The organism is Sphingomonas sp. P2_B6, assembly GCF_056404755.1.
Genome location: NZ_JBFUDK010000003.1, coordinates 53,566 through 65,366, shown reverse-complemented (window position 1 = coordinate 65,366; position 11,801 = coordinate 53,566). Strand labels below are relative to the sequence as shown.

Genomic DNA, 11,801 nt, shown 5'->3' with positions numbered 1-11,801 from the left:
ATGGCCTGGCTGCTGCTGGTCGTCGGCGGGCTGTTCGAGATCGGCTTCACCACGTGCCTGCGCCATGTCGATGGTTTCCGGAACCTGCCCTGGACGCTCGGCTTCCTCGCCTCGGTCGCGCTGTCGATGGGATTGCTCGAAGTGGCGGCGCGCTCGATTCCGATGGGCACGGCGTATATCATCTGGGGCGGCATCGGCGCGCTCGGCACGGTGGTCGTCGGCATCGCCTGGTACGGCGAATCGGCCGGGCTGGTGCGGTTGCTGCTGATGCTCGGTGTGGTGGCGTGTATCGCCGGGCTGAAGCTGACGGCGCAGGGTTAGCCCTGATTTCACACTCACACCCGTTCGTTTCGAGCGAAGTCGAGAAACATTGATGGAGCGCCTGGTCCGGTTTCTCGACTTCGCTCGAAACGAACGGAGAGATTTGAATGCAACTTTGAGGACTCGCTTGGGAGGAGCAAGGCTGATGGCATTCGACCGGGGACTGGTGGACTGGATCGCCGAGGCGATGGAGCCGATCGGCACCGTCACCATGCGCAAGATGATGGGCGGCGCGACCTTATATTGCGACGGCACCATCTTCGCGATCGTCTCCGATGAAGGGGCGTGGTTCAAGTCCGATGCGGTCAGCGATGCCGAATGGGACGAGGCCGGCTGCGCGCGCTTCTCTTATGAGATGAGCGAAGGCCGGGTTGAATCGATGAACTACAGGCGTGCGCCCGACGAGGTGTACGACGACGCCGACGAGCTCAGGCGCTGGGCGTCGCTGGGCCTGGCGGCGGGGCAGCGGGCGCCGCGAAAGGCGAAGGCCAGAAAGAAGCAATAAGCGCTGCGATCAGCAGGGTGACCCAGGCCAGCTGGAAGCCGGTCATCATCCAGCTGCTCGGCATCGTCATCAGCCCGGTCAGGGCGAACAGGCCTCCCATCGCGATGAAGCCGGCGAAGAGGCGCGCGAGCCGCCGCCCGCGCGTCATGATCTCGGCGATGCCGATCGTGCCCAGCGCCAGCAGGGCGAACTTCACATGCACTGCCCACCACAGGGCGCCGAGCAGGGCGGGCGTGCCCGGCAGATCGCGCAGGATCGCATAGAGCAGCGCGCCCTCGATCTGGTCGCTGACGGCGGCGACCATGAAGATCGCGATCATCGCCAGCTGCACCCGCCGCCGCGATCCCGCGGCGATGGCGGCGAGGATCAGGAACGCGGTGTAGAAGGGAATGAACCCCAGCGCGTCGAGCAGCAGCCCCGTCTTCTGCGCTGCGACCAGCGTCGACGTGCAGGGCTCGCTGCCGAACAGGGTAACGATATCGGCGGGGGTCCGCGCGAATTCGAAGCTCATGATCGGCCCGAGCCCGTTATCCGGGCCGCACGAGGCCATGCCGGGGATGCGCCCGAACGACGAGGAGCAGATGAAGGCGACGATCCCCGCCGCCGCGCATCCCCTCCAGGCCGTCCGGGGCATCACCTGCCGATCATCCCTTTTTGGCTTTCTTCGCCTTTTTGGCGGCCTTGGCCGCGGCGATTGCCTCGATCACGATGCGCCGTGCTTCCTCGGCATCGCCCCATTGGCCGATGCGCACCCATTTCTCGGACTCCAGGTCCTTGTAGTGCTTGAAGAAATGCTCGATCTGCGCGAGCACGATCGAGGGCAGATCGCCGCGCTCGCCAACGTCCGAATAATAAGGGAAGGTGGTGTCGACCGGCACGCAGACCAGCTTCTCGTCGCCGCCGGCTTCGTCTTCCAGCTTCAGCACCGCGATCGGGCGGGCGCGCACGACGCAGCCCGGCACGAAGGGCGAGCGCGCGATGACCAGCGCATCGAGCGGGTCGCCATCGGGCGACAAAGTGTGCGGCACGAAGCCGTAATTCGCCGGATAGCGCATCGGCGTGTGGAGGATGCGGTCCACGAACAAGGCGCCGGATTTCTTGTCGAACTCATATTTCACCGGCTCGCCGCCGACCGGTACTTCGATGATGACGTTGAGGCTGTTGGGCGGATCATCGCCAATCGAGATCAAGTCGATATTCATGTCTGTCCCTGGCTTTCGTGGGCGTCCGGCCGGGTCGGCCGGGGCGCGAAAGCCCCGGCAAGCCCGGATCGAGCGGTGTTGGGGTGCCCCCCTCCTATTTCGCCGTCAGCAGCGTATCGAGGCCACCCTCGCCGCTGCCGATCTTTTCAAGGCGCGGATAGCGCAGGCCGCCATGATAGTCGATGCTCACCGGCGCGATGCGGTCATTCGCCTTGACCAGCAGCACGATCGGCTCCTTGCCCGTCTTCGCCGCGGTGACGGCATCCTTGATCGCCTGGGCCGACCAGGCCTGGCCATTGACCGCGACGATCGTGTCGCTGACCGTCATGCCCGCCTTGAACGCCGGGCCGTCCCAGGTCACGCCCGTCACCGCGCCTTCATTGTTGAGCGCGAGGCCGAGCGAATAGCTGAGGTCGGTGCGCTTGCCCGTCGTCTCGGCCTGCTTGAACGAAGGCGTCGGCTCGTCGGTGTAGATCAGCTTGTAGCCATTGTTGATGAAGCCCTGGAGTGGCGCGGGCTCGCCCGTCTCGGTGATGCGCTTCTTCAGGAAGCCCGACCAGTCATAGGGCTGGATGGTATTCAGCGTCGCCGCCACATCGTCGAACGTGTAGGTGACCTGGCCCCAGTCACCGTCCCTGCCGCGGAAGAAGGTGCCGGCGAAATCGTCGATCGATTTGGTGCCGCCCGACAGTTTGCGCAGGATCGAATCGACTTCCATCCCGATCAGCAGGCCTTCGTTGTAATAATCCTCCGACCGCTGGTTGCTCAGCCAGCCCTTGGGCCGGCGCTGCGAGATGACGGGATCATTGGTGGTGTCGACCATGTTGCGCCAGTTGCGCGCCGGGCGATTGTCCAGCGCCGCCATGATCGCGGCATATTGGTCGAGCGTGTCCTGCTTCGACACCAGGCCGGAACGCGCCTGCAGGACATAGCCCCAGAATTGCGTCTGGCCTTCATAGACCCACAGCAGCGACCCACGCATCGGCGTACGGTAATCGGGCGTCCACAGATCGGCGCCGCGACGATATTTGCCGTCCCAGCTATGGGTATATTCGTGCGGCAGCAGGTTGCGCGATCCCGGGCCGTCCTTCCATTTCAGGAAATAGCCGAGCTTCACTCCGTCCTCGGAGCTGCGGTGATGCTCGAGGCCGATGCCGCCCATCTGGTCCGACAGGGAGAGCAGGAATTCATATTTGTCGTAATGCTGGGTGCCGAACAGCTTCACCGCCTGGTCGACCAGGCGCTTGTGCGCGTCGATCTGCTCGGGGGTAGCGGCCAGTTCCTCGGCATTGTCGGCATAGACGTTGAGGTTGACGCGCGGGCTGAGCGGCCATTGCCTGTAATAGCGGCCGGCCAGCACGGGCGAGTCGACCAGCACTTCGTAATTGGTCGGCTCATAGGTGTAGGTCGATCCCACCGCCCTGGACGGCAGGCCGGACGAGGCGTGCCAGCCCTCCGGATATTTCACCGTCGCCTTCACCGGGATCGCCCTCGTGAAATAGCCGGCGGGATAGAGGCTCATCGAGTTGAACTGCAGGCGAAGCATGTCCGGCGAGACGACGATCGATCCCTGGTCGCTCGCGGTGGCGGAGGCGAATTGCAGGCCGATATCGAGCGTCCTGGCGCCCGACGGCACGTCGATATGATAGGCGAACACATCGACCGGATCGCGCGTCCAGTGAATCTCCTTGCCGTTCGCGCGGATGTGCAGGTTCACTACCTTGTCGAGCTCGCCGCGCGGCGAATGCGCGCCGGGCAGCCATTTCGGGAAGAGCAGGACCATCGGACCGGACCTGGCGACGGGTATGGTTTGCTTCGTCGTGAAGATGCCGTGCCTGATGTCGGTCGCGTCCACGTCGATCGTCATCGTGCCCGGATAGGGAATGTCGCGCGCGTCCGGGATGGTGTTCACATAAGGCACCGGCTGCGGCTTCGAATTCTCGGCGAGCGCCGGGCCAATGAGAAGAGGGCCGGCGGACGCGAGCAGGGACACGAACAGGACGCGACGGATCATCAAGGATGGCCTTTCGGCAAAAGAGGAGATGAAGCGGCTTAATGGGCTGAGGCGGCCCGAGTCCAGCGCCGGGAACCGGCGTTCGAGGGGAATTCCGTAGCGTTCGCGATGTGGGTCAGGCCCGGCGTAATTTTGTGGCCTTGGGCTCGATCGTGGCGACATTTTCGATGGCGAGCGGCCAGTCGCTCCTGACAGTAAAAGACAAGAAATCCAGTTGGCACCTGCATCGCTCCGGCGATTCCGGTCCAGTAATCTTTGATTTATGCGACCCACCTGCCTGCGGGGCGAAATCGGGCGCTTCTTGGGCGTTGCGCGGGTTTTATTGAAGAATGAGAGCGTGAGGCGTGCAGCGACTTGCCGAGAAGCGCGGTGGCGCGTCGCGCTAGTTTTGGACATAGTGTCGATGATCTTGCCGAATTCCGCGAGGGGTATCAGATTTTCAATGAGCGTTACTGCGAACGAGAAAGCGATACTTGGCATGCTGGTGGTCCGGTTACGACGGGAGGGGCTCCCGGCGATTCAAGCATGATCGCCGCTGCGGTTGAATCAGTCGCGAGTCAGCACCGGCAGATCGACCGGGCGGCGGACCGCTATCCAGCCTGAGGGGCAATCGCGCGCCGGATGAAGGCGGCACCCGCCGTGCACGCCGCCGCCGCTTCCTCGCTCAGCCACTCGCGGAAGCTGGCGATCTTGCGGCTGTGCTGCCGCGCCACCGGATAGGCCAGCCAGAAGGCGCGGCCGTCGCTCGCCACCATGTCATGCGCGGGCACGAGGCGGCCCGCGTCGATCTCGCCGCGGAACAGGATCGGCGACGCGATGGCGATGCCGTGCCCGGCCAACGCCGCCGCCACATCCATATGCTCATGTGCCAGGCTGGTGCCGAAGTTGGCGGGTGGGGGCCCTTCGACAAAGCCGAGCGCGCGGTACCACAGGGTCCACCAGTCGGGGCGCCCGAGCAGCGGTACCTCGATCGGGCGGCGCGGATCGCCGAGGCCGGCCGCGGCGTCCTTCAGGGCCGGCACGCAGAGCGGCATGAAGAGGCTCGGCATCAGCCGGATCGAGCGCAGCCCGGTCCAGCGGCCATGGCCGTTGCGGATCGCTGCGTCGAACCGCCCGGCGGCGAGGTCCTCGGCGACCGCCGACAGGTCGAGATCGAGCGATATCTCGGGATGCCGCGCGCGGAACCGCCCGAGCCGGGGTGTCAGCCAGCTCGTGCCGAAGGTGGGCAGCGCGGTGAGCGACAGTCGCGCCTCGTCCATGTCGGCGGCACGTACGAAGCTGGCGCGCAGGCCGGCAAACGCGTCGATCGCCTCGCGCGCGACGACCGCGCCGGGCTCGGTCAGCTCGACGCGGTGCGGATGGCGGCGGAACAGCGCGACGCCGATCTGCGCCTCGAGCTGGCGCACATGATAGCTGACCGAGGCGGCCGAGGTGCCGAGTTCCTGCCCTGCTTTCGTAAAGCTTCCCAGGCGCGCCGCCGCCTCGAACGCGCGGATCGATGAGAGCGACGGAAAGCGGTGGTCGACCATAAGGTTGACTTAGCCTCTTGCCGCCATCTTCGCCTAGTCAATTGCGCTGCCGCTGCCATCCTGCCCCGCATGGCCATGAGGCGGGAGTGAGCGATGGAGAGGGAATCGAGCCAGCCGGCGCGGCGCGAGATCGTCGCGGCCCTGGCGGCAATGGGCGGTATTGCGGCGTGCGGCCTGCCCGGCCTTGCCGCGGCGCAGGGCGATCTTGCCGCCCGGGCGCATGACTGGGACTGGCTGATCGGCAACTGGGACGTGTGGCACCGCCGCCTGCGCGACCGGCTCGCCGGCAGCACCGAATGGGACGAATTCGCCGGCAGGAGCGCGCTGTGGCTGACCCTGGCCGGGCTCGGCACGATCGACGACAACAGCCTCGATCTGCCCGGCGGGATCTATCGCGGGCTCAGCATCCGGGCGTTCGATCCGGCGGCGGGCACATGGTCGATCTGGTGGCTCGATTCGCGTTACCCGACCGCGATCGACGCGCCGGTGCGCGGTGGGTTCAACGGGGATAGCGGGACCTTCATCGGCGAAGACATGTTCAAGGGGCGCCCGGTCACCGCGCGTTTCCGCTGGTTCGAAACGCATGGCCGCCGGCCGCATTGGGAACAGGCGCTGTCGACCGATGGCGGCAAGAACTGGGAAGTGAACTGGGTCAATTTCTTCACCCGCACTGCCGCGACGCCCACCCCGCTGCCGCCCTCCGGCGTGGCGCCGCATGACTGGGATTTCCTGGTCGGAAGCTGGGACGTGCGGCACCGCAAGCTGAAGCGCCGGCTGGCCGGCAGCAATGACTGGGACGCGTTCGGCGGCACTCTGGTCAACTGGCCGGTGCTGGGCGGGCAGGGCAATGTCGGCGACAACAGGATGGACTTCCCCGCCGGCCATTACCGCGGCGTCGGCATACGCGCCTTCGATCCGGTGACGCGGCTCTGGTCGAGCTGGTGGCTCGACGGCCGCAATCCGGGAACGATCGCGCCGCCGGTGCGCGGCGGTTTCGCCGGTGGCGTGGGGACCTTCATCGGCGACGATGTGCAGGACGGCCGCCCGGTCAAGGCGCGCGTGCTGTGGTCGCGGATCACACCCACATCGGCGCGCTGGGAACAGGCGCTGTCGATCGATGACGGGAAGAGCTGGGAGACCAACTGGGTCAGCGACTTTACGAGGCGCGCATGAGGGCCGTCACGCTGCTGGCTTGTGTGCTGCCCCTGCTGCTCGGTGCCGCCGCGCCGCTCGAGATCGTCGGCGAGGCGACCCTGTTCGCGCCGGGCATTGCCTCGACCGATTATTCGGAGGTCCGGCTGACGATCAGTCCCGACGGGCGGACGGCCTTGTGGTTCAGCCGGAACCGGCCCGGCGGCCCGGGCGGCTACGACATCTGGATGTCGCGGCGCACTGGAACAGACTGGGGCGCCGCCGAGCCGGTGCCATTCAATGCGCCGGTCCGGGATTTCGATCCGGCTTTTTCGGCTGACGGACGCTTCGTCTATTTCTGCTCGGACCGGCCGGGCGGGATGGGCGGCGACGATCTCTACCGCGTGGCCGTCACCGCCGGCGGCTTCGGCGCGGTCGAATCGCTCGGCGCCCCGAACAGCAGGGGCAACGAGTTCGCCCCGATGCTGTCGCCGGACGGGTCGACCCTGCTCTTCTCGAGCGACCGGCCCGGCGGCGCAGGCCGTCACGACCTTTATGTCGCGACCCGGAAAGGCGCCGGCTTCGCGCCGGGCCGCCCGGTGGCGGGCGCGATCAACACCAGCGGCGACGAGTTCGACGCGACCTTCCTGTCCGACGGTACCACCATCGTCTTCGCCCGGGCAGGCGATTTCCGCACTGATCGGGTTGACCTGTTCCACGCCTCGGCGAGACGAGGGCGGTACGACGCGGGCACCCCGCTGCCCGGAAGCGTCAACAGCGGCGCCGAAGGGAAGGGGGACAGTTACGGCGCGATGCTGGACTGGTCCCGACCCGCCAGCCTTGCCTTCTCCGCCCGGCGGCCCGGCGCGAAGGGCATGGACCTCTACACGGTTGCCTATCGCCTTGAGCAGGGCTCCTGACGGGGCGGCCGCTCAATCCGCCGCGGCGAAGTGCGCCATCTGGTCGGCATGGGCCTTGGCGAAGGCGGGCCGTGCCGTGGCGCGGGCGACATAGGCGCGGACGGCGGGGAATGCCGCCAGCCCGTCGAACCGGTCGACCAGACGCAACACGTCCGACATCATGATGTCGGCGATGGAGAAGCTCCCGGCCAGCCATTCGCGTCCGGCCAGCACTGGCTCGAGGTGCTTGAGCCGGTGCTGGTCGAGGAACCCGCTGAACAGCTTCCACGCCGGGGACTCGCGGTCCTCGCCCGTGAACACCAATAGCGACCAGGGCAGGCTCGCCATCTCGACGGAGTTGAGCGCCGCGAACAGCCATTGCTTGGCGTCGCTGCGTGCCTGCGGGTCAGCCGGCAGCAGCGCCTCGCTCCTCTCGCCCAGGTGAAGCAGGATCGCGCCGCTCTCGAAGATCGAGATGTCGCCATCGGTCAGCCATGGCGCCTGGCCGAAGGGCTGGTGCGCGAAATGCTCGGCCGTGCGGTCGCCGAACGGCACGCTCTCGACACGATAGGGCAAGCCTGCCTCTTCCAGCGCCCACCGTACCCGGAGGTCGCGAACATAGCCGCGCGGCGCCTCGGGAACCCAGTCGAACGTGGTGATAGTCAGGTCGCCCATCCGGCATCTCCATCCGTCGTTGCTCGTGCCGAACGCGTAGACCGTTCGTCTCGGACGTTGCCAGGGGCCGCGCCGGGCGTTTCATAAATGCTGCCCGACGTCGCGCGCTGTCGCCCATCCTAGCCGCTGACCGTCACGGTCGCAAATTGCCGGACGACCCGGTCGATGGCCCGGCGCGCGAGATCGCTTCGAAGGGCCTGCCCTCCGGGCAGGCCCTTTCCTGGCTCAGTCGGTATGGGTTGCCGCGAACGGCGCGCGGGCCGGCTAGGCGCCGAACGCGCCGTCGATCGTGTGCATCGCGCCTGTCACGAAACCCGCCTCGGGCCCGGCAAGCCATGCCACCATTCCCGCGACCTCTTCGGGCCGTCCGTGGCGCTTGATCGCCATGAAGCTGTGCATCAGATCCTTCATCGGCCCGTCCTCCGGGTTCGCATCCGTGTCGATCGGCCCGGGCTGCACGACGTTGATCGTGATGCCGCGTGGCCCGAAATCCCGCGCAAGCCCGCGTGCCATGCCCTGCAGGGCGGACTTGCTGAGCGCATAGGATGCCATGCCCGCGACGGGCATCCGATCCCCGTTGACGGAACCGATCACGATGATCCGTCCACCTTCCGGCATCTGCCGAGCCGCCTCGACCGAAGCGTGATAGGGGGCATGGACGTTGACCCGAAACAGCCGGTCGACGGCGTCCGGGTCCTGTTCCAGCGCATCGCCGAAAATGGCAAACCCGGAATTGACGACCAGTATGTCGAGCGGCCCGGTGTCGCGCACGCGCGCTATCACTGCGTCGCGGTCGGCGCTGTCGGTCAGTACGGCCGTGCTGCCGGTCTCCGCCGCCAGTTGCTCGGCCGCATCGCGCGACCCCGCATAAGTGAAGGTCACTGTCGCACCTTCGGTTGCGAAGCGCCGCACGATCGCGGCTCCAATTCCTCGGCTGCCGCCGAGCACCAGAACTGACTTTCCTTGAAACGCAGCCATCGGGTCCTCCTTGAGGTTTAATGTAGGGCGCGCTACATAAAACTCCGAAGGGTCGAGTCAAGGGATTATGTAATCGTGACTACAAATATATTGCGCCGGCGCGGACGCCCCCGGCGCTTCGATCCCGACGAGGCTGTCGCCACCGCTCAGCATCTCTTCCACGCTCGCGGGTATGACGCCGTCAGCGTCGCGGACGTCACTGAGGCGCTGGGCATCAACCCGCCGAGTTTCTACGCTGCCTTTGGCAACAAGGCCGGCCTCTACACCCGCATTCTGGATCACTGGGCGGGCACTCGGGCGATTCCCCTCGACGAGATCCTGCGCCCCGACCGCCCCGTCGCCGAAGCCCTTGCGGCCTTGCTGGAAGAGGCTGCCCGCCGCTACGCCGCCGATCCCGCGGCGGGCGGCTGCCTGGTGCTGGAGGGCATTCGCTGCAACGATCGGGAGGCGCGCGAGGCTGCCCGCGCGTTCAACCTCGCCGCGGAGGACGCCATCCAGCGCTATATTGCCGCCCGCCACCCGGAAGAGGCCGAGCGTCTGATGAATTTCGTCAGCACCACGATGTCCGGCCTCTCGGCCAAGGCCAGGAACGGGCATGGCCTGGACCAGCTCCTTGCCACTGCCCGCCTTGCCGGCACGGCCGTCGCCCTGGCCCTTCCGGCCTGAACGCCGAGCTTGGCTCAGCCGGCGCCCCATAGGCTCGCCGGGACCATCACCTCGCCATCCTTGTAAAGGCTCGCGGCGAGCGGATCATCGGCGAGGAACCAGGGGCCGTCGAGATCGACCACGTCGCAGAGCTGGGCGAGGATAAAGGCGGGCGCAGTCGACAGCGTCGCACCGGCCATGTTGCCGACCATCACCTTCAGCCCAAGCCGGCGGGCATGATCGGCCATCAGCAGTGCCTCGGTGAGGCCGCCGCATTTGTCGAGCTTGATGTTGATCACCTGGAAACGGCTGCGCTGCGCATCGATCTCCGCCAGGTCCTGCACGCTTTCGTCGGCGGCGACCGGGATGGGCGACTGCCAGCCGTCGAGCAGCGCCTCCGCGCCGCGGCGGACCGGCTGTTCGAGCAGCGCGACATTGTTGTCGACCAGCATAGCGACCAACCCGTCGAGATCTTCGCCGCCATAGCCCTGATTGGCATCGACCCCGAGCCAGACCTGCGGGCGTGCCCGGCGCACGACGCGGACGCGTTCGGTATCGGCGGCGAGATCGCCCTCGAGCTTGAGCTTGATCGCGAGCGCGGTCGGCAGCGCCGCGAGACGCTTGAGGATTTCGGCCGGATCGTCGGCGGGAAGGGTGAAGGTGGTGACGCGCGGCCGGGGCGGACCGACACCGGCGAGCTGCCATACCGGCACGCCGGCGCGACGCGATTCGAGTTCCCACAAGGCACAGTCGAGCGCGTTGCGCGCGCCGCCCGGGGGCAGGAGGTCGCGCAGGCCCTGGCGATCGATGCCCGCCTCGATCGCGTCGCGGCACCGCTCGATCTCGCCTTCGATATGGTCGGGGTCGTCGTCGAGATAATAGACCCCGGCGGCTTCGCCCCGCCCGGCATGCGCGCCGTCGGAGAGCGTGGCGATCACCGCGGGCATCGATTCGAACAGATAGCCCGAGATACGGAACGGCTCGCGCATCAGCATCGCGTCGCGGCGATGGATGAGGTTGAGCGGGCGGGCGCGCGTCGTCGCGGTCGGGGTCTCCATGCCCCGTCACATCACATGAAAGCGCTCACGTTTCAATATGAGAAACATCGTTCCCGGATAGCGAACCCGATTCGTCGGAGGAGATGAGATTCCAGCTTTTCCCGGCAGACTGTACCACGCGTTGCATGCCCGGGCCCGCGCACACCGCCAGCACGCGGCACGGCTCCTCGCCAACCAGCGCATAGCCGTGCGCCATGCCCGAATCGAAATAGACCGAGTCGCCCTCGGTCAGCAGCAGGGGCGCGTAGAGATCGGAATGCAGCTCCATCGCGCCCTGCAATATATAGAGATATTCCTCGCCCGAATGGCGCACCAGCCCGCCCAGTTCGTCGATGCTGCGCGCCTTCACCTCAATGATGATCGGCACCATCATCTTCCCCAGCAGGTCCGACGCGGGATAGTGATGCGTGTGGCGTTCGGAGCTGGCGCCGGGCAGTTTCCCGGCGCGTTGCACGCTGCGGCGGCCCAGTGCGGCGGGGGCCTGTGGGGTTGCCGCCGTGCCGGCCACGAGGCTGCCCATGTCGATGCCCAGGCCCTGCGCCAGGCGCACGAGCTTGTCATAGGTCATGGCCATCTTGCCGTTCTCGAGCTTGGACAGCGTCGAGAACGGCATGTCGATCTTCGCCGCGAGCGCGCGCAGCGTCAGCCCCTGCTCGATTCGCGCCGCGCGCAGCGCGAGGCCGGGGTGCGGACTGTTGGTGCTTGCCTTCTTCGCCATATGCCCTCTCGCCCGGACGCTAGCGCAAAGCCGGGGGATTGGGAATGCTCGTCGCTCGATAAGAAAACAGTTGCCATAAGTGAAACATCCGGCATGATGACGCCCATGTTTCGAAGGGATTGGGCG

13 protein-coding genes are annotated in these 11,801 nt (G+C 66.7%); 5 read left to right on the top strand and 8 right to left on the bottom strand.

The genetic code is table 11. The features are described 5' to 3' along the window. A complete protein-coding gene (locus AC1DX5_RS04800; RefSeq protein ID WP_478014389.1) occupies positions 1–321 on the top strand; it encodes a DMT family transporter in 321 nt (106 codons plus the stop codon). A 145-nt stretch (positions 322–466) separates the two neighbouring features. Then, positions 467–826 carry a TfoX/Sxy family protein gene (locus AC1DX5_RS04795; RefSeq protein ID WP_478014388.1) on the top strand — a complete coding sequence of 120 codons (360 nt, stop codon included), beginning with the start codon at positions 467–469 and terminating at the stop codon, positions 824–826. Here the strand turns inward: AC1DX5_RS04795 and AC1DX5_RS04790 are convergent. The 4 genes from AC1DX5_RS04790 to AC1DX5_RS04775 form a co-directional block, all read right to left on the bottom strand. Then, positions 750–1,463, bottom strand: a complete 714-nt coding sequence (locus tag AC1DX5_RS04790; protein ID WP_478014387.1) for a hypothetical protein — start codon at positions 1,461–1,463, stop codon at positions 750–752. The two genes, AC1DX5_RS04795 and AC1DX5_RS04790, sit on opposite strands and share 77 nt — an antisense overlap. Positions 1,464–1,470: 7 nt before the next feature. Then, positions 1,471–2,028, bottom strand: coding sequence for an inorganic diphosphatase (ppa, locus tag AC1DX5_RS04785; protein WP_465170832.1), 558 nt, complete (start codon positions 2,026–2,028; stop codon positions 1,471–1,473). A 94-nt stretch (positions 2,029–2,122) separates the two neighbouring features. Continuing rightward, positions 2,123–4,042, bottom strand: coding sequence for a M61 family metallopeptidase (locus AC1DX5_RS04780; protein ID WP_478014386.1), 1,920 nt, complete (start codon positions 4,040–4,042; stop codon positions 2,123–2,125). A gap of 590 nt (positions 4,043–4,632) precedes the next feature. Next, positions 4,633–5,571, bottom strand: coding sequence for a LysR substrate-binding domain-containing protein (locus AC1DX5_RS04775; RefSeq protein ID WP_478014385.1), 939 nt, complete (start codon positions 5,569–5,571; stop codon positions 4,633–4,635). Between the two features lie 93 nt (positions 5,572–5,664). Here AC1DX5_RS04775 and AC1DX5_RS04770 point away from each other — a divergent pair, with 93 nt between their 5' ends. Both AC1DX5_RS04770 and AC1DX5_RS04765 read left to right on the top strand, forming a co-directional pair. Continuing rightward, entirely contained in the window at positions 5,665–6,744 is a 1,080-nt protein-coding gene (locus AC1DX5_RS04770; RefSeq protein WP_478014384.1) for a hypothetical protein, read from the top strand. Then, positions 6,741–7,622, top strand: a complete 882-nt coding sequence (locus AC1DX5_RS04765) for a TolB family protein (protein ID WP_478014383.1) — start codon at positions 6,741–6,743, stop codon at positions 7,620–7,622. Before AC1DX5_RS04770 ends, AC1DX5_RS04765 begins: the two co-directional genes overlap by 4 nt. 12 nt (positions 7,623–7,634) lie before the next feature. Here AC1DX5_RS04765 and AC1DX5_RS04760 read toward each other — a convergent pair whose 3' ends face one another. Together AC1DX5_RS04760 and bdcA are read right to left on the bottom strand one after the other, a co-directional pair. Continuing rightward, positions 7,635–8,276, bottom strand: coding sequence for a glutathione S-transferase family protein (locus AC1DX5_RS04760; RefSeq protein ID WP_465174961.1), 642 nt, complete (start codon positions 8,274–8,276; stop codon positions 7,635–7,637). A gap of 264 nt (positions 8,277–8,540) precedes the next feature. Next, positions 8,541–9,254 carry an SDR family oxidoreductase gene (gene bdcA, locus AC1DX5_RS04755; protein WP_465170826.1) on the bottom strand — a complete coding sequence of 238 codons (714 nt, stop codon included), beginning with the start codon at positions 9,252–9,254 and terminating at the stop codon, positions 8,541–8,543. Between the two features lie 75 nt (positions 9,255–9,329). Here bdcA and AC1DX5_RS04750 point away from each other — a divergent pair, with 75 nt between their 5' ends. Beyond that, positions 9,330–9,920 carry a TetR/AcrR family transcriptional regulator gene (locus tag AC1DX5_RS04750; RefSeq protein WP_465174960.1) on the top strand — a complete coding sequence of 197 codons (591 nt, stop codon included), beginning with the start codon at positions 9,330–9,332 and terminating at the stop codon, positions 9,918–9,920. A gap of 14 nt (positions 9,921–9,934) precedes the next feature. Here the strand turns inward: AC1DX5_RS04750 and AC1DX5_RS04745 are convergent, their stop codons facing one another. Together AC1DX5_RS04745 and AC1DX5_RS04740 are read right to left on the bottom strand one after the other, a co-directional pair. Beyond that, positions 9,935–10,957 (bottom strand): dipeptide epimerase, encoded by a 1,023-nt coding sequence (locus tag AC1DX5_RS04745; protein WP_478014382.1) that lies wholly within the window; start codon positions 10,955–10,957, stop codon positions 9,935–9,937. 25 nt (positions 10,958–10,982) lie between these two features. Next, the gene (locus tag AC1DX5_RS04740) at positions 10,983–11,675 is read right to left on the bottom strand and encodes a helix-turn-helix domain-containing protein (RefSeq protein ID WP_465170823.1); all 693 of its coding nucleotides are present in this window, start codon (positions 11,673–11,675) and stop codon (positions 10,983–10,985) included. Positions 11,676–11,801 lie beyond the last annotated feature (126 nt).

Excerpts from the sequence above, each read along its gene's own strand:
- bdcA (WP_465170826.1), bottom strand. The coding sequence starts at position 9,254 with ATGGCTGCGTTTCAAGGAAAGTCAGTTCTGGTGCTCGGCGGCAGCCGA.
- ppa (WP_465170832.1), bottom strand. The coding sequence starts at position 2,028 with ATGAATATCGACTTGATCTCGATTGGCGATGATCCGCCCAACAGCCTC.
- AC1DX5_RS04745 (WP_478014382.1), bottom strand. The coding sequence starts at position 10,957 with ATGGAGACCCCGACCGCGACGACGCGCGCCCGCCCGCTCAACCTCATC.
- AC1DX5_RS04795 (WP_478014388.1), top strand. The coding sequence starts at position 467 with ATGGCATTCGACCGGGGACTGGTGGACTGGATCGCCGAGGCGATGGAG.
- AC1DX5_RS04775 (WP_478014385.1), bottom strand. The coding sequence starts at position 5,571 with ATGGTCGACCACCGCTTTCCGTCGCTCTCATCGATCCGCGCGTTCGAG.
- AC1DX5_RS04770 (WP_478014384.1), top strand. The coding sequence starts at position 5,665 with ATGGAGAGGGAATCGAGCCAGCCGGCGCGGCGCGAGATCGTCGCGGCC.
- AC1DX5_RS04800 (WP_478014389.1), top strand. The coding sequence starts at position 1 with ATGGCCTGGCTGCTGCTGGTCGTCGGCGGGCTGTTCGAGATCGGCTTC.
- AC1DX5_RS04740 (WP_465170823.1), bottom strand. The coding sequence starts at position 11,675 with ATGGCGAAGAAGGCAAGCACCAACAGTCCGCACCCCGGCCTCGCGCTG.
- AC1DX5_RS04760 (WP_465174961.1), bottom strand. The coding sequence starts at position 8,276 with ATGGGCGACCTGACTATCACCACGTTCGACTGGGTTCCCGAGGCGCCG.
- AC1DX5_RS04765 (WP_478014383.1), top strand. The coding sequence starts at position 6,741 with ATGAGGGCCGTCACGCTGCTGGCTTGTGTGCTGCCCCTGCTGCTCGGT.
- AC1DX5_RS04780 (WP_478014386.1), bottom strand. The coding sequence starts at position 4,042 with ATGATCCGTCGCGTCCTGTTCGTGTCCCTGCTCGCGTCCGCCGGCCCT.